The organism is Hahella sp. HNIBRBA332 (genome assembly GCF_030719035.1).
Classification (GTDB): domain Bacteria; phylum Pseudomonadota; class Gammaproteobacteria; order Pseudomonadales; family Oleiphilaceae; genus Hahella.
Map to the genome: position 1 here is coordinate 4,646,382 of NZ_CP132203.1, position 21,353 is coordinate 4,667,734.

The 21,353-nt window shown below is 54.0% G+C and carries 23 protein-coding genes; 14 read left to right on the plus strand and 9 right to left on the minus strand.

Annotation, left to right across the window (positions count from 1 at the left end; genetic code table 11):
- Positions 1 to 14 precede the first annotated feature (14 nt).
- Together O5O45_RS20500 and O5O45_RS20505 are read right to left on the minus strand one after the other, a co-directional pair.
- Positions 15 to 1,562: a sugar ABC transporter ATP-binding protein gene (locus O5O45_RS20500; RefSeq protein ID WP_305901205.1), complete on the minus strand. Its 1,548-nt coding sequence runs from the start codon at positions 1,560 to 1,562 to the stop codon at positions 15 to 17.
- Positions 1,563 to 1,601: 39 nt separating this feature from the next.
- Positions 1,602 to 2,531, minus strand: coding sequence for a sugar ABC transporter substrate-binding protein (locus O5O45_RS20505; protein WP_305901206.1), 930 nt, complete (start codon positions 2,529 to 2,531; stop codon positions 1,602 to 1,604).
- A 643-nt stretch (positions 2,532 to 3,174) separates the two neighbouring features.
- Here O5O45_RS20505 and O5O45_RS20510 point away from each other — a divergent pair.
- The 10 genes from O5O45_RS20510 (at position 3,175) to O5O45_RS20555 (ending at position 12,907) form a co-directional block, all read left to right on the plus strand.
- Positions 3,175 to 4,011: a TIM barrel protein gene (locus tag O5O45_RS20510; protein ID WP_305901207.1), complete on the plus strand. Its 837-nt coding sequence runs from the start codon at positions 3,175 to 3,177 to the stop codon at positions 4,009 to 4,011.
- Between the two features lie 40 nt (positions 4,012 to 4,051).
- Entirely contained in the window at positions 4,052 to 4,183 is a 132-nt protein-coding gene (locus O5O45_RS20515) for a hypothetical protein (RefSeq protein WP_305901208.1), read from the plus strand.
- A 507-nt stretch (positions 4,184 to 4,690) separates the two neighbouring features.
- A complete protein-coding gene (locus O5O45_RS20520; RefSeq protein ID WP_305901209.1) occupies positions 4,691 to 6,613 on the plus strand; it encodes a bifunctional 5-dehydro-2-deoxygluconokinase/5-dehydro-2-deoxyphosphogluconate aldolase in 1,923 nt (640 codons plus the stop codon).
- A gap of 241 nt (positions 6,614 to 6,854) precedes the next feature.
- Positions 6,855 to 8,705 (plus strand): 3D-(3,5/4)-trihydroxycyclohexane-1,2-dione acylhydrolase (decyclizing), encoded by a 1,851-nt coding sequence (gene iolD, locus O5O45_RS20525; protein WP_305901210.1) that lies wholly within the window; start codon positions 6,855 to 6,857, stop codon positions 8,703 to 8,705.
- A gap of 31 nt (positions 8,706 to 8,736) precedes the next feature.
- Entirely contained in the window at positions 8,737 to 9,636 is a 900-nt protein-coding gene (gene iolE / locus O5O45_RS20530) for a myo-inosose-2 dehydratase (protein ID WP_305901211.1), read from the plus strand.
- Positions 9,637 to 9,745: 109 nt separating this feature from the next.
- Positions 9,746 to 11,248, plus strand: a complete 1,503-nt coding sequence (locus tag O5O45_RS20535; protein WP_305906233.1) for a CoA-acylating methylmalonate-semialdehyde dehydrogenase — start codon at positions 9,746 to 9,748, stop codon at positions 11,246 to 11,248.
- 496 nt (positions 11,249 to 11,744) lie between these two features.
- On the plus strand, positions 11,745 to 11,909 hold the full coding sequence (locus tag O5O45_RS20540) for a hypothetical protein (protein WP_305901212.1): 165 nt from the start codon (positions 11,745 to 11,747) through the stop codon (positions 11,907 to 11,909).
- Complete coding sequence (locus O5O45_RS20545) at positions 11,899 to 12,303, plus strand: type II toxin-antitoxin system YafO family toxin (protein ID WP_011395107.1); 405 nt, start codon at positions 11,899 to 11,901, stop codon at positions 12,301 to 12,303. The genes O5O45_RS20540 and O5O45_RS20545 overlap by 11 nt, the downstream gene beginning before the upstream one ends.
- Positions 12,303 to 12,533: a hypothetical protein gene (locus tag O5O45_RS20550; protein WP_216737874.1), complete on the plus strand. Its 231-nt coding sequence runs from the start codon at positions 12,303 to 12,305 to the stop codon at positions 12,531 to 12,533. The genes O5O45_RS20545 and O5O45_RS20550 overlap by 1 nt, the downstream gene beginning before the upstream one ends.
- A gap of 155 nt (positions 12,534 to 12,688) precedes the next feature.
- Positions 12,689 to 12,907: a hypothetical protein gene (locus tag O5O45_RS20555; protein WP_305901213.1), complete on the plus strand. Its 219-nt coding sequence runs from the start codon at positions 12,689 to 12,691 to the stop codon at positions 12,905 to 12,907.
- 66 nt (positions 12,908 to 12,973) lie between these two features.
- Here the strand turns inward: O5O45_RS20555 and O5O45_RS20560 are convergent, their stop codons facing one another.
- Complete coding sequence (locus O5O45_RS20560) at positions 12,974 to 13,132, minus strand: hypothetical protein (RefSeq protein ID WP_305901214.1); 159 nt, start codon at positions 13,130 to 13,132, stop codon at positions 12,974 to 12,976.
- Positions 13,133 to 13,518: 386 nt separating this feature from the next.
- On the opposite strand from O5O45_RS20560, the gene O5O45_RS20565 reads away from it, so the two are divergent.
- A complete protein-coding gene (locus tag O5O45_RS20565) occupies positions 13,519 to 14,346 on the plus strand; it encodes a hypothetical protein (RefSeq protein ID WP_305901215.1) in 828 nt (275 codons plus the stop codon).
- 134 nt (positions 14,347 to 14,480) lie between these two features.
- Here O5O45_RS20565 and allE read toward each other — a convergent pair whose 3' ends face one another.
- From allE to O5O45_RS20590, 5 genes are all read right to left on the minus strand, one after another.
- On the minus strand, positions 14,481 to 15,227 hold the full coding sequence (allE, locus tag O5O45_RS20570; protein ID WP_305901216.1) for a (S)-ureidoglycine aminohydrolase: 747 nt from the start codon (positions 15,225 to 15,227) through the stop codon (positions 14,481 to 14,483).
- 101 nt (positions 15,228 to 15,328) lie between these two features.
- On the minus strand, positions 15,329 to 16,450 hold the full coding sequence (locus tag O5O45_RS20575) for an acyltransferase family protein (protein WP_305901217.1): 1,122 nt from the start codon (positions 16,448 to 16,450) through the stop codon (positions 15,329 to 15,331).
- Positions 16,451 to 16,629: 179 nt separating this feature from the next.
- The gene (locus O5O45_RS20580; protein ID WP_305901218.1) at positions 16,630 to 17,448 is read right to left on the minus strand and encodes a GNAT family N-acetyltransferase; all 819 of its coding nucleotides are present in this window, start codon (positions 17,446 to 17,448) and stop codon (positions 16,630 to 16,632) included.
- A gap of 1 nt (position 17,449) precedes the next feature.
- Positions 17,450 to 18,022 carry a TetR/AcrR family transcriptional regulator gene (locus tag O5O45_RS20585; RefSeq protein WP_305901219.1) on the minus strand — a complete coding sequence of 191 codons (573 nt, stop codon included), beginning with the start codon at positions 18,020 to 18,022 and terminating at the stop codon, positions 17,450 to 17,452.
- A gap of 70 nt (positions 18,023 to 18,092) precedes the next feature.
- Positions 18,093 to 18,722: an NAD(P)H-dependent oxidoreductase gene (locus tag O5O45_RS20590; RefSeq protein ID WP_305901220.1), complete on the minus strand. Its 630-nt coding sequence runs from the start codon at positions 18,720 to 18,722 to the stop codon at positions 18,093 to 18,095.
- Between the two features lie 137 nt (positions 18,723 to 18,859).
- Between O5O45_RS20590 and O5O45_RS20595 the strand changes: the two genes are divergently transcribed.
- The 3 genes from O5O45_RS20595 to O5O45_RS20605 all read left to right on the plus strand — a co-directional run bounded on the left by O5O45_RS20595 (position 18,860) and on the right by O5O45_RS20605 (position 21,005).
- Positions 18,860 to 19,762 (plus strand): LysR family transcriptional regulator, encoded by a 903-nt coding sequence (locus tag O5O45_RS20595; RefSeq protein WP_305901221.1) that lies wholly within the window; start codon positions 18,860 to 18,862, stop codon positions 19,760 to 19,762.
- Positions 19,763 to 19,911: 149 nt separating this feature from the next.
- Positions 19,912 to 20,652: a hypothetical protein gene (locus tag O5O45_RS20600; protein WP_305901222.1), complete on the plus strand. Its 741-nt coding sequence runs from the start codon at positions 19,912 to 19,914 to the stop codon at positions 20,650 to 20,652.
- On the plus strand, positions 20,649 to 21,005 hold the full coding sequence (locus O5O45_RS20605) for a response regulator (protein ID WP_305901223.1): 357 nt from the start codon (positions 20,649 to 20,651) through the stop codon (positions 21,003 to 21,005). Before O5O45_RS20600 ends, O5O45_RS20605 begins: the two co-directional genes overlap by 4 nt.
- An 83-nt stretch (positions 21,006 to 21,088) precedes the next feature.
- Here O5O45_RS20605 and O5O45_RS20610 read toward each other — a convergent pair whose 3' ends face one another.
- Positions 21,089 to 21,307 carry a hypothetical protein gene (locus O5O45_RS20610; protein ID WP_305901224.1) on the minus strand — a complete coding sequence of 73 codons (219 nt, stop codon included), beginning with the start codon at positions 21,305 to 21,307 and terminating at the stop codon, positions 21,089 to 21,091.
- Between the last annotated feature and the right edge of the window lie 46 nt (positions 21,308 to 21,353).

Below are 21,353 nucleotides of genomic sequence, written 5' to 3' on the forward strand. Positions count from 1 at the left end.
TAGTCACCAGCGGCTTACTGCGCCGCCAGATCCATAATCTTCACTTGATCCGCTTCCGCCCGGTCCAGAATGCCGGTGACGCGCCCTTCATGCATAACCACGACCCGATCGCTCATGCCGAGTATTTCCGGCAGTTCGGAGGAGATCATCACCACCGCCACGCCTTTGTGGGCCAGCTGGGTGATCAGGCTGTGTATCTCGGCTTTGGCGCCGACGTCGATGCCCCGCGTAGGCTCATCCAGGATCAGGATTTTCGGATGGGTCAGCAGCCAGCGGCCGATCAGCACTTTCTGCTGATTGCCCCCTGACAGGTTCTCGATCACTTCATCCATGCCCGGCGTTTTCACCCGCAACTTATTGCAGATTTCCACCGCTTCTTTCGCCAGCTCCGCTTCCGCCACGAAGCCCTTGTTAACGAATTTCTGATGCAGCACCGCCGACTGGATGTTTTCCTGGATGGTTAAAGGTAGAAAACAGCCCGTCTCCTTACGGTCTTCCGTGAGAAACGCCATGCCATGCTGAATCGCTTCATTGGGTGATTTGATCTGCACGAATTCGCCGTTGATCTGAATCGCCCCACCGTCGGCGGGGGCGACGCCAAATAAGGCTTCAGCGACGTTGGAACGGCCGGAGCCGACCAACCCTGCAAACCCGACTATCTCTCCCGCGCGCACGTCGAAAGACACGTTGCGGAACACGCCTTCACGGCTCAGGTTCTTCACGGACAGCACCACATCGCCCAACGCCACCTCTTCTTTCGGGAACATCTGCGATACCTCCCGCCCCACCATCATGCGAATGATGTCGTCACGAGTGACGTTGGAAGACAGGTGCGTGCCAATGTACTGGCCGTCGCGAAACACCGAAAACTCATCGGCGATTTCAAACAGCTCATGCATTTTGTGAGTGATATAGACGATGCCAATGCCTTTGGCGCGCAGGTCGCGAATAATCTCAAAAAGATGGGCGACTTCGGTTTCCGTGATCGCCGACGTCGGTTCGTCCATGATCAGCACGTCCGAATTGAAGGACACCGCTTTGGCGATTTCCACCATCTGCCGGTTGGCGACTGACAGCTCGCTGATTTCCGCATCCGGATCAAGATTGATATTGAGACGGTCGAACAATTCCTGAGTGCGACGACGCATCTCGTCATGATCAATCAGCCCGAATCGCCCCTTGGGTTCGCGGCGAATCCAGATATTTTCCGCCACGGTCATAGGGTTCATCAGCAACAGCTCCTGATGAATCATGGCGATGCCGGCTTCCTGGGCGTCCAGCGGCTTCTCCAGACGCACCGGCTCGCCCCGCAGCAACACTTGTCCTTTGTCAGGCTGATAAATGCCGGCGATAATTTTCATCAACGTCGACTTGCCCGCACCGTTCTCTCCCATCAACGCATGCACCGTCCCTGGACGAATCCTGAGGGAGACATTGTCCAGAGCCACCACGCCGGGAAACTCCTTACGGACATTGGCCACTTCAAGCACGTATTCGTAATTGCGATTTTGGGGAATTGCGCTGTTCACAGACACCGCCTCCACTACTGATGCGCTACTCATAACGCAATCCCTCCGCATTGCCTAAGATGGAAAATCGACCTACTTGCCCAGGTACTTGTCCAGATTGGCCGGCGTCACCAGCTCAAAGGGAACCCACACTTTCTGATCCACATTTTCACCTTTGGCGAGACGAACAGCCGCGTCGACCGCACCCGCGCCCTGACCTTTAGCGCTCTGGAATACCGTCACATCCAAGTCGCCGGATTTCATCGCAGCCAGCGCATCAGGGGTGGCGTCGATGCCTGCGACCACAACGGAATCCATCTTGCGGCCCGCCGCTTTCAGGGCCTGCAGCGCGCCAATGGCCATTTCGTCGTTGTTGGAGATCACTGCGTCAAACTCAAGACCTGCGGACAGCCAGTTGGTCATCAGGTCGTTGCCCTTCAAACGCGACCATTCCGCCGTCTGCTCCGCGACGATTTTCATACCAGAGCATTCTTTGCGCTTGATGACCTCGTGCACGTCTTTGGTGCGCTGAATAGCGGCCTGGTTGGAGAGTTCACCCATCATAACCACCACGTTGCCTTTACCGCCCAGCAGACGACACACTTCTTCCGCCTGCAGGGTGCCGGACACTTCTTCGTTGGAGGCGACGAACGCCTGGTTGTCCGGAAGCTGGTTAACGTTGATAGGTTGACGGTTGACATATATGAGGGGAATGCCGGCGGCTTCCGCGTCGCTGCTCATGGACACGGTGGCGTCGGTATCGACAGGGTTGACGATGATTGCGTCCACGCCCGACGCAATAAAGTTCTGAATCTGATTTAGTTGCGTTCCGACTTCGTTCTTACCGTCCTCAATCTGCACATCTACGTTTTTTTCCTTAGCGGCGGACTCAATGCCGTTACGCAAAGCGGTCAGGAAGTTATCATCGAATACGGCCATGGATACGCCAATTTTAAGATCAGCGGCCGCAACGGAGCCGGCAAACATGGCTGACGCCAAGACACTCAAGGCTAACTTTTTCATCTTATAATTATCCTCTTTGATTTCGAGTACCCGTTGCACTCACTTTTTTATTGTTGGTTCCGGTTTGAATCACATCGGCGCAACGCGTATTGTGGTCAATTTATGTGCGTCCGCATAGGCCGCAGATCCAACCGCCGCCGTTTCGCCTCAGTGCAGTTCCGCATCCTTGATATCGAGATTTTTATTCCAGATATTTATATGATGGAACATATATTCCAATTTGCACCTGCCGCCCCAATTTGTCAACCCTTTTTCCGCCCCCCTATGCGTTTTCCCTCAACCCCCGCGGTATAAAGGCCGCGGCGACGGCTCGCTATAAACAGAATATTTATTTCATCGCAGTTTCATATGAACCGACTCGCCTCTAAAACGGCTTGCCGCCGAGCGTTCATAACCTCCCACGCGATTGCATTGATGTAATCACCTCAGGACTCGCTCTGCCCCACTCCTGCAAATGATGTTTTTTGAGGTGATTTGATGTCTCGGTGATGGGATTGATTGACGCCCAGACGAGGGACGATTTAATTTTTTTCGCACAAGTCCTGAACACCGCCGACCTGCTGGGTCACGCACAAATTAAGGACCACAGTAACGACAATAGTGAGTCCCCGACGCACACAAATAACAACAAGGTAAACCGACTATGTCCTATCCCTATTCCGGCACGCTTCGTTTCGCGTTGAATCACATGATATGCCCTTCCCTCACGCCGCTTGCGTTGCTGGACGCCGCCGCGTCCCTCGGCGTTGACGCCATTGAGCTGCGCAACGATATCGGCGACAACAGCCTTACCAACCTTGAACAGGCTAAAGCCGTTAGCGCCAAGGCGGCGGAAATGGGTATTGAGGTTCTGAGCGTCAACGCCCTTTACCCCTTCAATATCTGGAACGACGAGCGCGCCGCACAGGCGGAAAAACTGGCCCATCTGGCCGCCACTTGCGGGGCCAAGGCGCTGGTGATGTGTCCCTTGAACGACGGAACCCAGGTAGAGCCCAGCGCCAGCAAAGACAAAGCGCTACGCCGAGCGCTACAGGCATTAAAGGAAATTCTGCAACAGCAGGGGCTTCAGGGCTACGTCGAGCCGCTTGGGTTCCCCGTTTCCTCTCTGCGTTTCAAGCAAGAAGCGCTGGCGGCCATTGACGCCATAGACGGCGCAGATTGTTTGCAACTGGTCCACGACACATTCCATCACCGCGGCGCGGATGAGCGGCGTCTGTTTCCCCAACGCACAGGACTGGTCCATATATCCGGTATTGAAGATCCTGCTCTCAGCTTTACCGATATGCTGGACGGCGACCGTGTACTGGTCGGACCCAGAGACAGGCTGGGCAATGTCGAGCAGCTACAACAAATGCTGGTCGCCGGCTATCGCGGGCCAGTTTCCTTCGAGCCTTTTTCCGAAGCGATCTGGAGTCTCACAGATCCTCTGCAGGCCGTGAAAGAGAGTATGGAGCATATTCGCAACGCACTCTCCCAATAACGCATCCCTCAGGAATTCAACACCAGCAAGAGGCGTCGTGATGGCCTCATTGCACCTCATGTACCGCTGGTCCAGTCCTTACCCGGACGAATGGGAGAACGCCATGGACAACTGGAAGCGGATCATTATGCGCGAAGAGATCCAACGCTATGTCGATAAGTACTGGCATTAATGACAACAGAGAAGGTAATGCAATCATGACTCATAGAATCGGAATTATCGGCGCCGGGGACGCCTGACGTCTGTTTTCTCCTGTTTTCTCCGCCAAGTCTTCCTTGAGCCCCATCGGGCTCAAGGCGTCGCCAATCTGCTTTGAACCTCCATCGCGCTTAACCTGCGGGGCGTCTGATACCAAACCGCCACCGCTATTGGAATATTTATTCCACAACGTGTTAGAAAACCACCCTGTTCCGCTCGTAGCAAATAGAAAAGACCGCCTTCGTAGCGCTGTCACCGTTCGCCTTGCGCAAGTTTTGCGCCGCCTGCGCCAGGGGCTGCAGCCCACTCTCCCTGATAAAAAGAAAGTATTTTCCATCTATTGTCATTATGGAATTTTTATTCTATTCTTTTGGAAAAATGAAATGTCGGCGATGTCTGCGTCAGCACGGAGACAGGCCGGGGGAATTCGATGTATGGTTATGGGAGCCGCAGTTCCCGGCCACGGGAGATAAACAATAATATGAGTACAGACAAAACTCTGGACCTGATCTGCCTCGGCAGAGCCGCCGTCGACATTTACGGCGAACAAATCGGCAGCCGCCTGGAAGACATGAACAGCTTCGCCAAATACCTCGGCGGCTCCTCCGGCAACATCGCATATGGAACCGCCCGCCTGGGCCTGAAATCCGCCATGCTGACCCGCGTCGGCGATGAACACATGGGACGCTTTGTCCGCGAAGAACTGGCCCGGGCCGGCGTCGATGTCAGCCATGTGGTCACCGACAAAGAACGCCTGACCGGTCTGGTGCTTCTCGGCATCAAAGATAAAGACACTTTCCCTTTGATTTTCTATCGCAACGACTGCGCCGACATGGCGGTGGACAGCGGTGATTTCACTCCCGAATTTATCGCTTCCTCCAAAGCCCTGTTGATCACCGGCACCCACTTCTCCACGGACCAGACTTACCGCGCCAGCATGACAGCGCTGGAATATGCGAAAGCCGCCGGCGCCAAGCGGATTCTCGATATCGACTACCGCCCCGTGCTATGGGGCCTGACCAGCCTCGGCGACGGCGAAACCCGCTTTATTTCCAGCGAAGGCGTCACCCGGCATTTGCAAAGCATCCTGCCCCACTTTGACTTGATTGTGGGCACAGAAGAAGAAGTACACATCGCTGGCGGCAGCACCGACACCATCGCCGCCCTGCAGGCGATTCGCACGCTGACCAACGCCACCATCGTCCTGAAACTGGGCGCCCAGGGCTGCACCGTGCTTGACGGCGAAATTCCCGTCAACGCGGAAGCTTTTAAGGTGTATTCCGGCGTGCGTGTGGACGTGCTCAATGTGCTCGGCGCCGGCGACGCTTTCATGAGCGGCTTTCTACGCGGCTGGCTGCGCGGCGAATCCTATGAGCGCTGCTGTGCCTACGCCAACGCCTGTGGCGCGCTGGTGGTTTCCCGCCATGGCTGCGCGCCCGCCATTCCCAGTGCGGAAGAGCTGGACGACTACATGGCGCGGGCGCAATCCATTCCCCGCCCGGATCTGGACGAACGGCTGAACTATCTGCATCGAGTCACCACCCAGCGCAACAGCGCCCAGTGGAGCGACCTGTGCATTCTGGCTTTCGATCATCGCAAGCAGCTGTTCGATATGGCGCGGGAAGAAGGCGCAGACCTGTCCCGCATCAAGCAACTAAAGCGCTTGTTAGTCAAAGCGACGGAGTTGGGCTCCAAGGGCATTGGCGATAGTCAGGTCGGCGTCCTGGTTGACGACACCTATGGACAGGACGCGCTCAATGACGTCAGCGGGCGCGGCTGGTGGATTGGTCGCCCGGTGGAGTTTCCCAGCTCACGCCCCTTGGAATTGGAAGGCGGCCGCAGCGTCAGCGCGCGCCTGAAAACCTGGCCCAGGGAACATATCGTCAAGTGTCTGGTGTTCTACCACCCGGAAGACTGCATTGACCTGCGCACGGCGCAAGAGCGCCAGGTACGCGAGCTGTACAAGGCCTGTTGCGACTCCGGTCATGAAATGTTGCTGGAGCTGATTCCGCCCCGCGACCAGCACGTTACCGACAATGTTTATATCGACGCCATGGCCCGCTTCTACAACCTGGGCGTCAAGCCGGACTGGTGGAAACTGCCGCCACAATCGCCCGCCAACTGGCGTCGCATCAGCGACTTGATCGCGCAACGCTCGCCCCACTGCCGCGGTGTGGTGATGCTGGGTCTGGACGCGCCGGCGGAAGAACTGAAAAAAGGCTTTATGGACAGCGCCGGCTTCGATATCTGCAAAGGCTTCGCCGTGGGGCGCACAATTTTCAGCGTCCCCAGCCGCAAGTGGCTGCGCGGCGAATTCAACGACCAGGAGCTGATCGACGCGGTCGCCGCCAACTATCTGGAACTGGTCGCCTGCTGGAAGCAACGCAACAGCCTGCAGCCCTAACCGATTTACTTATTAACCAGGCAGGCAAATAGCTTCCTTCTATTTGTCTGCAACGACAGGTCCTGCACATGTCAGGCCCTGTCTCCCGCGGCTAACCGCCGCGCAGGCGCATTCATACGCCTGATTATCAACATGCCAATATGATTGCCATGTTAATAACAGCCCGCCCTCCCTGCGTGAAACAGACGGGGATGGCGAACGGACCAACGTCCGGATCAGCAAAGACGAGAGGCTAAGCCGAATGAAAACAATAAGACTGACCATGGCGCAGGCGGTGATCAAATATATGATCGCGCAAAAGGTCGATGTGGATGGCGAGATTAAACCTTTATTCGCAGGGATGTGGGCCATCTTCGGCCACGGCAATGTCGCCGGTTTGGGCGAAGCGCTGCATCATGTGCGCGACGCGCTTCCCACCTATCGCGCCCACAATGAACAGGGCATGGCTCACGCCGCGATCGCCTACGCCAAGACGCAGAATCGTCGTCAGATGATGGCCTGCACTGCGTCCGCCGGACCCGGCTCGGTGAATATGGTGACCGCCGCCGCCGTGGCGCACGTCAATCGCATCCCTGTGCTGTTCCTGCCCGGCGACACCTTCGCCACCCGCATCCCCGACCCGGTGCTGCAACAGGTGGAGAATTTCCACGACTACACCCTGACCTCCAATGATTGCTTCAAACCGGTGAGCCGTTTCTTTGATCGCATTACTCGCCCGGAACAATTACTGGCGTCGCTGCCGCAGGCCTTGCGTGTCTTAACGGACCCCGTCGAGTGCGGCCCGGTGACTTTGGCGCTGCCGCAGGATGTGCAAACAATGGCGTTCGATTACCCGGAAAGTTTCTTTGCGGAAAAAATCCATCGCCTGCGTCGTCAAACACCGGACGCCACAGAGCTGGCTAACGCCATCGCCATGATCAAAGCCTCGAAGAGGCCGCTGCTAGTCGCCGGCGGCGGCGTGCATTACTCCGGCGCGCTGGCGGAGCTGGACAATCTGGTCTCCACCTATGCATTTCCAGTCGGGGAGACGCAGGCGGGCAAAGGCGCTCTGCCCTGGGATCATCGTCAAAACATCGGCTCGCTGGGCGTCACCGGCGCCGCCTCCACCAATGCGCTCGCTGCTGAAGCGGATCTGATCATCGCCGTCGGCACGCGTTTGGGTGATTTCGCCTCCGGTTCCCGCGCGATCATTGACCCCGAAGCCAGGTTGTTGAGCATCAACGTCGCCTCTTTCGACGCCGTCAAGCACAAGGGGCAACCCTTGGTGGGCGACGCCAGACTGACGCTGGCGCAATTGCAGGATGCTCTGGGCGACTGGCGCCCCGACGGAGAGTGGATTGAAAAGGCCGAACACCTACGCGCGCAGTGGCATAAAACCGTGGACAACGCCACCGCCGATCATCAGGCCGACCTGCCAACCGACGCAGAAGTGGTCGGCGCGGTCAATCGCGCTGCGGGGGAAAAAGACATTGTGGTTTGCGCCGCCGGCGGTCTGCCGGGAGATCTGCAAAAGCTCTGGCGCACCCGCTATGACAGAGGCTATCACCTGGAGTATGGCTATTCCTGCATGGGTTATGAGCTGGCGGGAGGCGTCGGCGCCAAGATGGCGAAGCCGGATTCGGAAGTGTTCGTCATGGTCGGCGACGGCTCTTATCTGATGCTCAATTCCGAAATCGCCACCTCAGTCATGCTGGGGCAGAAAATCATCATCGTGGTGCTGGATAACCGTGGTTTTGGATGTATTCATCGTCTGCAACAAGCCTGCGGCGGTCCTGGTTTCAATAATCTGCTGGACGATTGCCTCACCGCTGACGGCGGCGCGCCCAACATCGACTTCGCCGCCCACGGCGCCGCGTTGGGCGCCAAATCCGAAAGCGTGCGCAGCATCAAGGAGCTGGAGGCCGCCCTGGAGCGCGCCAAGGCGTCCGATATCAGTTATCTGATCGCCATCGACACCGATCCCCTGAAAGTCACTGAAGACGGCGGGGCCTGGTGGGACGTGGCGGTCGCGGAAGTATCCGAACGTCCGCAGGTCGAAGAGGCCCGCCGCCGTTACGAGAGCTTCAAAGCTCGTCAGTTCAAAAATCTGTAATCACTTTTGGCGGAATATCTGGAGTTATCTAATGAGCGTACGTATCGGCATCAACCCTCTGACCTGGACTAACGACGACCTGCCCTCCCTGGGCGGCGACACGCCGCTGGAAGTGTGCCTCAGCGAAGGCAAGCAAGCGGGCTTCGCCGGCTTTGAACTGGGCCACAAGTTCCCGCGCAAACCGGAAGTGCTGGGTCCGATTCTGGACCATCACGGACTGCGTCTGGTGTCAGGCTGGTTCAGCGGCCAACTGCTGGAGCGCAGCGTGGAAGCGGAAATCGCCGCCATTCAGGATCACCTGCATCTGCTGAAATCCCTTGGCGCCACGGCGATGGTGTATTGTGAGGTCACGGGCTGCGTGCATGGCGATCAAAGCACGCCGGTGTCTCACCGTCCGCGCCTGGCGGAAGACCAGTGGGAAGCCTTCGGCGCCAAGCTGACGCAAGTGGCGGATTACTGCCTGGAGCAAGGCGTGAAGATCGCTTATCACCATCACATGGGCACGGTGGTGGAAACCGAGGAAGAGATTGACGCGCTGATGGCCAACACCGGCGACTCCGTGGGCCTGTTGCTCGACACCGGGCATCTAACCTATGCGGGCGGCAATCCCATTGCAGTGCAGCAACGCCATGCCGATCGCATCAACCATGTGCACTGCAAAGACATTCGCATGCAAGTGCTGGCGGACGCCAAAAACCGGGACCTGAGTTTTCTGGATGCGGTGCTCAACGGCGTATTCACCGTTCCCGGCGACGGCGGCATTGACTATGCAACCCTGTTCAAAGGCCTGCATGCCAGCGGTTACAAAGGCTGGCTGGTAGTGGAAGCGGAGCAGGACCCTGCCGTCGCCCACCCGCTAACCTACGCCACGATGGGCGCCAACAACCTGAAACGGCTATGCGCCGAGGCGGGTATTACGCTATCGGAATAACCGCCAACGTTTCCCCATACAGCAAACGCCGGCCCGGCACGGGCCCTGCATCTCCGATGACGCGCGCCTCTGCGCAGGCGCGCCGCAGCAAATGAAAAAGGTATTCGACATGCAAACTCTTGGTAACTTCATCAACGGCGTTCGTTGCGACAGCGCCTCGGGCCGCGTCGGTCCGGTTTTCAATCCCGCCACCGGCGAGCAACGCCTGAACGTCGCCCTGTCCAGCGCTGACGAAACCCGCGCCGCCATTGCCGCAGCGGAAACCGCGTTCGCCAGCTGGAAGGAAGTCACGCCGCTGCGCCGCGCCCGCGTCATGTTCAAATTCAAAGAGCTGATGGAAAAGCACGCTGACGAGCTGGCGGAGTTAATCACGCTGGAGCACGGCAAAGTGTTCTCCGACGCTCAGGGCGAACTGGTGCGAGGTCTGGAAGTTGTCGAATTCGCCTGCGGTATTCCACACCTGCAAAAAGGCGAGCACAGCCTGAATGTAGGCCGTGGCGTTGACAGCTACAGCCTGATGCAGCCTCTGGGGGTTTGCGCCGGCATCTCGCCTTTCAACTTCCCGGCCATGGTGCCCATGTGGATGTTCCCGGTGGCGATCGCCTGCGGCAATACCTTTGTGATGAAGCCATCGGAAAAAGATCCGTCCGTTCCATTGCGTCTGGCTGAACTGCTGAAAGAAGCCGGCCTGCCCGACGGCGTTTTCAATGTGGTGAACGGCGACAAAGAAGCCGTCGACGTGCTGCTGACCGACGAGCGCGTGCAGGCGGTCAGCTTCGTCGGCTCCACGCCTATCGCAGAATACATCTACGCCACCGCGTCCGCGCATGGCAAGCGTGTGCAGGCCCTCGGCGGCGCTAAAAACCACATGGTGGTCATGCCGGACGCCGATCCTGAACAGGTCGTCGGCTCATTGGTGGGCGCCGCCTACGGCTCTGCGGGAGAGCGCTGCATGGCGATTTCCGTTGCGGTCTGCGTGGGCGATGAGGTGGCGGACACCCTGGTCAGCCGTCTGCAAAGCGAGATCGACAACATGCGCGTCGGTCCTGGTCTCGGCCTGCCGGAAGAAGCCCACATGGGACCGCTGGTGTCGAAAGAACACGCCGCCAAAGTGCGCAGTTATATTGGTTCAGGCATCGAAGAAGGCGCCACGCTGATTCGCGATGGCCGCGACTTTGTCTGCGCCGGCAATGAGCAAGGATATTTCGTCGGTCCCACACTGTTTGATCATGTGAAACCGGACATGCGCATCTACAAAGAGGAAATCTTCGGGCCGGTGTTGTGCGTAGTACGCGTCGACAGCTACGCAGAAGCCATTCGCCTGATCAACCAGCACGAATACGGCAACGGCACGGCGATCTTCACCCGCGACGGCGACACCGCCCGTCAGTTCTGCGAAGAAATCCAGGTCGGCATGGTCGGCGTCAACGTCCCCATCCCCGTTCCCATGGCCTTCCACAGTTTCGGCGGCTGGAAACGATCCCTGTTCGGCCCCCTGCACATGCACGGCCCGGACGGCGTACGCTTCTACACACGCATGAAAACCATCACCAGCCGCTGGCCAACAGGCCTCCGCGCCGGCGCCGAGTTTTCCATGCCGACGATGAAGTAGACGCTTCCTAGCGGAAAAACCTAACGATTCAGCAAACCAGACAAGTACAAAAAGCATCTAAAATAATAACTAATTGATTTTCAAAGAGGCAGGGATGTGCGGCTAAACTCTCGCCTCTTTTTCAAAATGTAATTTTATGTAAATGGTCGCACAGAATGTACCACCTAGTGTCTTCACGACATATTCTGATTACCCCGAGACTCGTCATATTTCTCACTTAATAAGAGAAAATATTAAAAAATACCCTTTACGCATTAAATACATAAATTGACGCCTCCCCCAAATAGTCACATAACTTAAAAATTAACTCTTGTCCATTAGCCAATATTTGTAAAATATAATTTACAGGCACTCTCCAATTTATCGCAGAGCATTGTCTATCTTGAGCTTCATACTAGCACCGGATGAGCAGCATTTCTGATATAGGCCCAACTCACTATTCCACCAAATTTACCAAGCCATATAATGGAAGTAGACTTCTAGAGGAATATTTTTTATGTCAGTAAAAGACGTTCAAGGTAAGAAAAAAGCACTTAAGCAGCCAGAGGCATTAACTATTCATGAGCTGGAAGAAATTAAAGCAGCTATGACGAAGGCCCGTAAAGAGCGAGAGATTCGAGAGGAAATGAAGTCAAAAGGATTTAAAGGACATGGCGGTTAAACTTTTTTACGGTAAAGACATTGAATATCAGAAAAACATTCCTGCTGTAAAGAAGGTGATTGATGCCTTCGAATATTATGTTGAAACCGGAGATCCAGGTAAAATGTTTGGCAAGGATGTTCTCACTATGAGCCCCAAGCTAGCTTGGGAAGAAAAAGTCAAACACGTCCACTTGCTTGACGAAAAGCGATTCCGAGTTGAGAAACTTCATTTACGAATCCAGGACAAAAGAACTAGTGATGCATTTTTGCTATATTGTCCAGGATACTTAAACCCAGATTATTATATGCTACTTACAATTATATGGAATAATGGTCACGAGTTTCTTCGAACTGAGGAAAAAACTCTCAAAAGTTATGCGGAAGAAGCACTAGAGTTTAGGATGAAATGGTAATGAAACGCGAACCTAAAAAGGTCCAGTGGACCCGAGCAGAGGCTCCCAAAAAAGCAGGGCGTTACGTTGTAGCTATTGAGCATGAGTGCGGGCTGGGGGCTTACGACTTCAGTGCGTGGAGCCCTCTCGAAGGCTGGGAAATCAAGGATCAATCAGGCAAGATCGTTGCGTTTATCGACTTTGATGATGTCGCCGAGTTGCTTCCATATGCGTGGGAAGATCAAGAATAACTCTCCCTGCTCAGAACTCCTGATCGCTTTCTGGCATTTACTAAAAACTACCCCGGACTGGCCAACCATTCCGGGATACTGCAAACTAACCGTCCTGTCGACGTTTACCCGAAACGTCGCGTCAATTCATCACCCTGCACATAGAGATAACGCCCATGCAGCAACGAGATTTGGAATTCTTTCGCCCCGTATGGAGACGTGTCGCCATCACGGTGTTCTGCTTGTTCTGGGCGACGCTGGAATGGGCCACCGGCGAACCTCTGTGGGGCATGCTCGCCAGCGGCGCAGCGCTTTATTGCTACTGGCAGTTGTTTTATGCGTTTGATGCGAACGTAGGAGCGAACAACAAGGAAAACTCCGACGCTGGCAAGTAGCGCCTGCGCGGCGGAGACCCGTGTGATTAATAGCATTTGGATCAGACTGCCACTCCCTTGAAGACGTTACCCGCCGGAGCTGGGCTTGATAACCTTGGTCCACAGGAGATAAGCGCCGATGGCCAGCACGGCGAAAAACACCAGCTTACCGATCAGTTTGAACGCCCACCAGGCGATCGCAATGACGAGTATACAACCCAATAAAAACAGCACTTTTTTTAACATCAACCTTACTCGAAAACTGAGAGCGTTTCTTCGCCGGGATGGCGATAACTGCATGAATGACAAATTATTTTCTGCCTCAACCATACTACTCCTTAACTGAAAAGTAGAGTATCGCCCCATACTTGGTCAGGAAAAAACCTAAATATCTTACTCCAATTCAGAGAGTATGATGGCTTCAGACAGCCGTATTCCTTGGCGTTTTCCAAGGTCTGCACGGCGGTTACTTTCACTCATTCCCGATAACGCCCCAGCAGCTCAGCCACTAAAGAGCCGGTTAGAGAAAACAGCACTCCCCCAATGGAACCCCAACAGTATGAAATCATTGGCCAGACGCTGCAGTTATTCTTGCCGATACAGCAATATTAGATTAATAACCAGACGCATGGATGCGCCTGCGCGGCGGCAAGCCGCGAGAGACAGAGCCTGACAGGTGCAGGCCCTGTCATTTCAGCCAAATAGAAGGAAGCGATTTGGTTGCCGGATTAGCGTTCAAGAAAAAGGACAGCAGCATGATGCGCACATTACTTGGAGTTCTTATAACATTTCTGGTCATATGCAAACCTGTATTCGCAGGCGTCATTGATGTCATCGTCGACCCTGGCGGAACTGCGGCTATTGGCGTGAAATACAAAAATGACGGGGAAGTAATTCAGACTATTTTCGACCGCGATGGAGACGGCGCCATACGATTTACGATTCCCGAGCAAGAAGATGTGGATATCGGCGTTATCATCACAGAATACAAAGGCAAAGAGCTTATTATCAACATCGCGGACCTGGGAATTGGCGGCCTTACCGGCCTGGAGCCCTTTGCAATTCCTACATTCAGTGATACGGAAACCGGACTTAATCTGGTTCCTCTTTTCAATACCGAGGCGTTCCTGTCTGAAGGACTCACACTGAATATTGGCGACACAGTGGAAGTCAGTAACAGTGACGCCTCCACAACCCCCAACATTCGATTCTTCGACGGCTCACTTCTCCCCTCAGACCGAGTATTGGCCGCCGGACTGCTTTTGGACACAGATTATGTCAAGTCGCTGCCGTACTTTTCCGGCAAAGCCCAGGTGGAAAGCCTCATACATTTCCAAGTGCCGGAGCCCTCTTCTACTGTGCTAACAGGGATGTGCCTGGGCCTTATTTTTCTTCTTCGATTACTAAACCGCACTACGCGCCAAGAATCACAAAGGCGAACATCACTACCAGCGCTCTAGCTTTGTTACCTGACTGTGAGCAGTCAGGGGGCGAATCACTATTCGCCTCACACGCCGGGATGTGGCGCCAGCATTGTCGCCTAAACGACATGCTGTGGACAGGAGTCCACTCGTTCGAGTGGTTGCAAGCAGCGCTACAACCCCGGCGCCCGATTCATTTCCTTGTAGTAGATATACTTGCTGGAGACTTTCCCCGTTGCGGCGAACCACTGCTCCAGATAAGGCCCCATCCAGATCGCATCGCCCTGCTCCACCAGATGCCAGTCGCTTCCCAGACGGTAAACGCCCTGCCCCTGCAGAAAGTACAGACCGTGCTCCATGAAATGCATTTCCACAATGGGCAGCGTGGCGCCGGGTTGAAACTCAAAGACATTGACGCCCCAATCCCAGGCCGGCGCATCCGGCAACAGCGCTTGCAACAACGCGCCATCATCGCCAAGAAAGGGTTTCGCAGGGACTTGCGCCAGGGAGCTGACAAAGGATGTAACCGCATCCGTCGCCTCCGGCATCGGCGCATATTTCTTCTGAAACGCGAGTAGCCGCGAAGAATCGCCTCGGTTCGACAATTCAAAGCGCTCCCCCACCTTCAGGTGCGCGAAACCGTCCTGCTGTAAACGATGAGTCTCACCACTAAAACTCAGCGCTATTTCTCCTTCCAGCACCAGCAGCAAAAATTCATCCGACGGGCTCTCCGAGCAGAAACTACCGCCGGCTTTCATATTCACCAGAAACTGACAAAACTTCGCCCCCATCTCCGGCGACGCCGTATAAATCACCTGACAGTTTTTCCACTGCGGCAAACTCAATGGCACATGGGAGTCGGGACACATCAGAGCATAGTTGCGGGATAATTTACTGCGGGTAGCGCCGGTCAGGGACATTTTTTCGCCTTATTTTGTTCTATTGTTCGATAGGTACACGTGCAATGCTGTCTTATTCATCCGACAAACAAATAGCTCCCGTCTATTTGCCCGGTATTGCCTCAATTCACCACTCTCTCAGCACATTGCTCAGACTGCGGCCGCCTGTACTTGTGCGACAGTATATAACCAAGCCGAATACTTGGCCGCTCCACAAATTGATATGAGAAATGCGCCATCAGGACAGTGATGATAATGCACACTGACATATAGACCCCCATATGCAGAGACGCGACATCTGAAGCCCAGCTCTGCGCTCTTAGCGTGGCGACCAGCTTTATCGCCAAGGGATGAAAGAGATACATAGAGTAACTGATCATCCCTAACCAGATAGCGATAGGAGGAGCTGATTTGAGCAGTTTATATCCCACCAAAAATAATGCTACGCCTAACATATGTCCCGCAGCGAATCGTACAGGCTGGCCGTTAACATCCATCCCCAAAAGATGAAGCACCCCAGTCAGCGCCGGAATCGCAAATACGCATACCGGACCAGTTAGCAACATCTTCATGGTGCGAGGTGTTAAAGTCGTAGTTAATAGCGTCCTCAAGATGGTCCCGGTCATCATGACTGACAGGGCGTAAGGGATATAAATCAGCTCCTTATTGACGCCATCAAATGCAGGACTAACTTTTGTCGCTATCGAGAGCGCGCAAAACGCACTTAGCGCGAGAAAGCAAAAGCTCAGCTGATAGAAGTGATCATGAAGCACACCCGAAAAAAAGAGAAGTCCGCAGAGCGCATAAAACACCACCTCAACTTGCAGAGTCCAATACACGCCCAGAATATGAGGTTCCGCAAAGAAGGTCTGCAACATCGTCAAGTTGGCGGCGATATTTTCGAGGGGGTATATTTTTCCCGAAAGCAAATACGCCAGAGCCAAAGCACTTAGGATAGAAACCCAATAGGCAGGATAGAGTCGAAAAAAGCGACGCACGCCAAACTGTTTCAAAGCCCCAAGGCCCGCGGAGAAGCTATAGGGAATCACAAACCCTGAAATGAGAAAAAAACAAACCACGCCAACGCGTCCCAGATCGACAGACCAGGCCACATCAGCGAGAAAGACGCCATGAGAGGCGATATCAGGAACTTGAGTGAAGACTTCCGAACTATGCTGCCAAATCACCAAACAAGCAGCAATACCTCTCATTGCGTCAATATTTCCAAGCCGTTCATGCGCCATTCGAATCAATCCTTCTCATTCAAAAACAAAAGCTGCACTGTCCGGCGATCATCAGAATGGCTAAGCTCCGCGATCTCATCCAGCGACGCATTAACCAATGTTTTCACCATCAGACTGAGCGCCCCCTCCAGCTCGCAGCGCCACTATAGCGAATGCTAAGCCTCTGTGGACAGATGAAGTCAGGCGTCGAAACGCACGATTCTGTGTCTGGAGACGAAACCCGCCCTGGCGATGGCTGTCTGCGCAGCGATATTTTCTCTTTCTGTGGAGCAGATTGGACGTCGCTGAGTTTCTCTGATTCGGGAGGCCAGGGTTCGGATCACTTTTCCAGCGATGCCTTGCTTTCTGTGCTCCCGCGCCACAATCACGCCAATATCCACACTGTCGGCTTGAAAGGTCGGGTCATGCCTCATTTCTCCACTGGCGACTAATTCGCCATCTCGCCAGTAGCCCAAAAGTTGCCTGCGCTCGATCAAGCCCCCCAAATAATAATTCAGCCACTCCTCCGGCGCTTGAATATTATGCGCGGTAAAAGCCACAAACTCTGAGAGTTGCTCGGTACTGGCGAACTCCATCGGCAGTTGATCTGATAATTTATGCGTCCCTGCCGCCTTGATGTCATATTCATACATCAAGACATTCACTTGGAAACTGTTGAACACATCCAGACACGCCGATAGATATGCAGGCTCAGCGGTGCTGACAAAAGCACCGGCAATTTTTGAATAGTCTTTTCCACCCTGTTCGAGAATACGGCGCAATGTTGGCGCGTACTGGTTTTGGTGGCTGGATGGCAGAAAAAGCTGCAATACATATCCCTCACTGTTGACGCAGGCGTAACCCGCCAGCGTATCGCCGTCGAACAACCCAAGATGCTGCGAAAAAGGCAGGAACCCGTTCAACCACATGCCATCGAGAGGGGCGACGCAACCCTTCAGATAGGCGATTTTTAGCGGCGTCAGGGAGTCATTGTTTTCAATAGGCGTAATTTTCAGCATGTCACTCTTCCTTATGTTGGCGACAGAGGTCCAATATGTTTCGCGTGAGCTGTTTCTGCACGGCGTCGAGCGGATAGTTGTCGTAGATCGATAAATAATGCAGGGCGACGCCATCCAGCATGGCCAGGATGATTCTGGCGTTATTGCGGCTTTTCTCAACCCCCAAATCCTTCATCCAACGGCTCACCTGTTTCAGCAGCATTTCCGCTCGCTGCTTCACCGCGGCGTCCACAATTTTGCGCAACTCGGGCGTATGCAGAATGGTTAGCTGGAGCTTTAGATAAGTCTTTTCCGTTTTCAGAAATGTAAAAAACACGTTCAGGAAACTGGCGACCGACTCAGAGGCATTACGCCCCTCGAATAGTGTGGAGGATACAGACGCCATTCTATTGGAGGCGTCTTCCACCAAGGCAATGAGCAGCTCTTCCTTGCTCTTGAAATAGTTGTAAGTAAGTCCTTTGGATACTCCAGCCTGCTGCGAGATTTGCTCAATCGTCGTGGCGAAGTAGCCATTTGCTTCAAACAGCGTCATTGCTGCTTGCAGTAGCTTTATTCTTCCTGTCTGCGGTCTCACCAAACCTCCCACCAATCATCTTAACTGACCATTAAGTCAGTTAAGATGATGATGTGCGACATCATTTCTGTCAAGTTGACGCGCTTAGATCCGCCTGATTCAGCCCAATATTTTGCGGCGAACGTCCATTCAACAACTCAAAGGTAAGTGATGAATATAGCGAGGTCAGATGACGCCGCCATCTTTCCGCCCAATACTCGAAACGGGGTTCGTTGATGACATTGAACGCAGCGAAGCTTTCCAAAGGTGTGAGCCCAACGTATCGCTGGGTGATATGCATGGAGGTCAGCACTTGATCCGCCGCTAGTCCGGCCAGTACGCCGCCTTCAGGATGGAAGGCTTCTTCAGCGGCGTTCCAGGTGGTGGAAAGCAGGTAGCGCCGGCCTTTAAGTAATCCGCCTTCACCATATCGTTCAGCACCGGCGAAGAAAACGCCGTGCGCGTAGACATCGTCGATGTAACGCTTCAACGCCGCCGGGGCGGAAAACCAATACACGGGAAACTGCAGAACGATAAGGTCCGCCCACAGATATTTTTGTTGCTCCTCGGAGATATCATAGCCGTCCATTACTCGGCTGGTCCGCACCTCTGCAAACGGCTGCAGCGCCTGCATCGCCACGCTGATCAGTCCCTCATTGAAGCTTCCATCCGCCACCCCTGATTTGGGTTCCGCGCCGTTTACGATTAATACCTTCTTCATCCGTCATGCTCCTGTTATTCGGCGCCGCCACTCATAGCTCGCAGCGCCTTGGCTATATAAACGGGTTGTAGATTAGCGAGGCGGGTATTATTGTTTAATCTCGAATTATCTTTTTCATACTTTGAATATTCGCAACAATGATCCGATCCCTGCATGCCCTCCGCGTTTTCCTCTCCGTCGCCAAACATTTGAACTTCGCCCAGGCTTCAGCCGAGTTGCATTTATCCGCGTCCTCGGTGTCCCGACAGATAACCGAGCTGGAGAAAGAGCTGAATGTGGCGCTGTTCACCCGCAGCACACGCATGGTGGCGTTAACCCAACAGGGGCAACGCTTGTATGAAGAGGCGGCGCCGCTGGTGACGTCTCTGGATGAGGTCAGTGATTGTCTGCGCCAGCAAAAAGAGGAAGTGGGAGGCAGAGTGAGTCTGTCCGCTCCCTGGTGGTTCGCGTCTTACTTTATCGCCCCCGCTCTGGCGGGTTTGAGAGACCACTACCCTGATCTGACGGTGATTCTGGATTGCGATGACCGCGTCATTGACCCTAACGAGGGATTGCATGATATCTACGTTCGCTTCGGCAGACTGAACGATTCCCGCTTGCTGGCGAAAAAGTTCGGCGCCTACGAATTCTGGCTAATAGCCTCTCCCCAATATATTGAGAAATACGGCGAGCCCAAACATCCCAAAGACCTGCATGATCACCGGCTGCTCGCCTACCGGTTTTCATCGCCTCACAGTAGCTGGATATTTGATGATGGCGCATCGCAACAACGCATCGCCATGCAAAGCCCTTATCTGCTCACCAACAATACCGAAAGCATCCTGCATTGCGCGTTGAACCACGGCGGCATCGGCCTGCTGGCGGATCATGGCGTCTTGAATGCAGTGAAACGCGGCGAATTGATACGCCTGATGCCCAACTACGCCATCACGCCCAACCGGTTTGAAAACGGCATGTATCTGGTTTACTCAAAAGACAAAGCGAAGATAAAACGCGTCAAAGCGGTTATTGATTACTTGGCGGAGCATTTGCGTAGTTAAGAACACATGACCGCCAGAACATTATGCAGAGCCTAACCAGCTTAAGTCAGGCGGCATCATGCCGCCGATATAGGCGCGCAGGGTTGGGCGCCATAGAAAACTATGACTAACCTGATTATTCATAAGCTCTGTTTTGAAGCGTGGCCAGAATGCAACCTTATCCCTTCCTTCGTGCGTTGGCTTTATTCGCACTATCCATCTTGGCGCTAGTTCCCATTATTCTTCTGTTCACCTACGCCTTTGTTGAATTGGGTTTACTCTTCGGCGCGATACTATGCTCCGCGTTAAGCGCGCACTATTACTCCAAAGCCAGTGGAGAATCTCTCTCCAATGCGAAACTAGGCGCCTTTGCGGTGTTGGGAGCAGGCTATTGCCTGCTATTGGAAGCCGGCGCTTATTTTATCTTTCAGACGCCAGAGCAAGCATTGAGTTCTGAACGGCTGATCGCCTACGGGCTGACAGCCTACCTGACATACCTGATCGCTATTATTCTCTGCGCCAGCGTCGTCAAGCCGACAGACAGGCAGAACAAGCCAGCCAGACTTATCCCCCACACTCTCATTGATCGCTGGATAGAGCGACTCAGCAAGCCGCTCGATACACTGAGCAATGACGAACTCATACTGAAGATTGCAGGATCTCCATCGGGAGGGATAAAAGGCTTTATACTTGGCGCTGCGTTTATGTGGCTGCTGATCAATACATTAGTTTATCCGTTAAGCCCTCACATCAGCGCAATCATCAGCATGCTCCTATTGAGCTTCCTGGCGCTGTTGTTGATAACCACATTGAGCAAAAGAAACTTATTATTGGAAGAAATGAGAAAGAGACTGAATAGCGAGCCCGACAGCGCATCGTCCGAACCATCATCGACGCAATACACGCAATGAAAACCCGCATTCTTTATGTCGAAAATCACCCCGTCTTCGCCGCCTCGGCGCAAGATGTCTTTTTATCGGATTGTGAGATCACTGTGACGCCAGATAAAGCGTCCACATTGGCCGCATTGGAGTCAAAACGCTTTGATCTGGCGCTGGTTGATTTCGATCTGGACGACTGCAAAGGCGATGAAGTTACGCGGGAGATTCGCGCGCGCTTTCCCCAGTTAAAAATCATCGCGGTTTCATCTCATGCGCAGGGTAACGCGAAAATTCAGAAAGCGGGCGCTGACGCGATTTGCGGGAAAATGGAGTTCAGTAAAATCAGGGAAACAATAGAGCAGGTTTTAGAACGCCCAATATAAGCGGCAAAGAGAGGCGCGACAGTCACCGCCAGCCACAACATGACGCCATAGTGACACCACAGATCGCGCTCAAATTATTACGCTTAGCTTCTCGTTAGCTTGATATCGAAGACGCCATACACGATAGAGGCCATTCCCAAAAGAAGAATGACAAGCGCCTCCGCGCTATCTTTCCCGCCTGCGACAAATTTATCGCCCATGATGCTCTTCACCGTAAACAAGTCGGACGCTCCCCACAGGAAAAGTATTCCACCCAGAACAATCATACAAACGGCAAACAGCCTTCGAAGGAAAGCGCCCATTCCTATACTCCCTTTTTACTCGCTTTATTTCCGATGCCGGTTGTCC

Coding starts and splice junctions, on each gene's coding strand:
- O5O45_RS20605 (WP_305901223.1), top strand. CDS start 20,649: ATGAAAACCCGCATTCTTTATGTCGAAAATCACCCCGTCTTCGCCGCC.
- O5O45_RS20565 (WP_305901215.1), top strand. CDS start 13,519: ATGCGCCTGCGCGGCGGCAAGCCGCGAGAGACAGAGCCTGACAGGTGC.
- O5O45_RS20595 (WP_305901221.1), top strand. CDS start 18,860: ATGATCCGATCCCTGCATGCCCTCCGCGTTTTCCTCTCCGTCGCCAAA.
- O5O45_RS20545 (WP_011395107.1), top strand. CDS start 11,899: ATGGCGGTTAAACTTTTTTACGGTAAAGACATTGAATATCAGAAAAAC.
- O5O45_RS20520 (WP_305901209.1), top strand. CDS start 4,691: ATGAGTACAGACAAAACTCTGGACCTGATCTGCCTCGGCAGAGCCGCC.
- O5O45_RS20610 (WP_305901224.1), bottom strand. CDS start 21,307: ATGGGCGCTTTCCTTCGAAGGCTGTTTGCCGTTTGTATGATTGTTCTG.
- O5O45_RS20550 (WP_216737874.1), top strand. CDS start 12,303: ATGAAACGCGAACCTAAAAAGGTCCAGTGGACCCGAGCAGAGGCTCCC.
- O5O45_RS20515 (WP_305901208.1), top strand. CDS start 4,052: ATGGCCTCATTGCACCTCATGTACCGCTGGTCCAGTCCTTACCCGGAC.
- iolE (WP_305901211.1), top strand. CDS start 8,737: ATGAGCGTACGTATCGGCATCAACCCTCTGACCTGGACTAACGACGAC.
- allE (WP_305901216.1), bottom strand. CDS start 15,227: ATGTCCCTGACCGGCGCTACCCGCAGTAAATTATCCCGCAACTATGCT.
- O5O45_RS20505 (WP_305901206.1), bottom strand. CDS start 2,531: ATGAAAAAGTTAGCCTTGAGTGTCTTGGCGTCAGCCATGTTTGCCGGC.
- O5O45_RS20540 (WP_305901212.1), top strand. CDS start 11,745: ATGTCAGTAAAAGACGTTCAAGGTAAGAAAAAAGCACTTAAGCAGCCA.
- O5O45_RS20535 (WP_305906233.1), top strand. CDS start 9,746: ATGCAAACTCTTGGTAACTTCATCAACGGCGTTCGTTGCGACAGCGCC.
- O5O45_RS20590 (WP_305901220.1), bottom strand. CDS start 18,722: ATGAAGAAGGTATTAATCGTAAACGGCGCGGAACCCAAATCAGGGGTG.
- O5O45_RS20600 (WP_305901222.1), top strand. CDS start 19,912: ATGCAACCTTATCCCTTCCTTCGTGCGTTGGCTTTATTCGCACTATCC.
- O5O45_RS20500 (WP_305901205.1), bottom strand. CDS start 1,562: ATGAGTAGCGCATCAGTAGTGGAGGCGGTGTCTGTGAACAGCGCAATT.
- O5O45_RS20575 (WP_305901217.1), bottom strand. CDS start 16,450: ATGGCGCATGAACGGCTTGGAAATATTGACGCAATGAGAGGTATTGCT.
- O5O45_RS20555 (WP_305901213.1), top strand. CDS start 12,689: ATGCAGCAACGAGATTTGGAATTCTTTCGCCCCGTATGGAGACGTGTC.
- O5O45_RS20510 (WP_305901207.1), top strand. CDS start 3,175: ATGTCCTATCCCTATTCCGGCACGCTTCGTTTCGCGTTGAATCACATG.
- O5O45_RS20580 (WP_305901218.1), bottom strand. CDS start 17,448: ATGCTGAAAATTACGCCTATTGAAAACAATGACTCCCTGACGCCGCTA.
- O5O45_RS20560 (WP_305901214.1), bottom strand. CDS start 13,132: ATGTTAAAAAAAGTGCTGTTTTTATTGGGTTGTATACTCGTCATTGCG.
- iolD (WP_305901210.1), top strand. CDS start 6,855: ATGAAAACAATAAGACTGACCATGGCGCAGGCGGTGATCAAATATATG.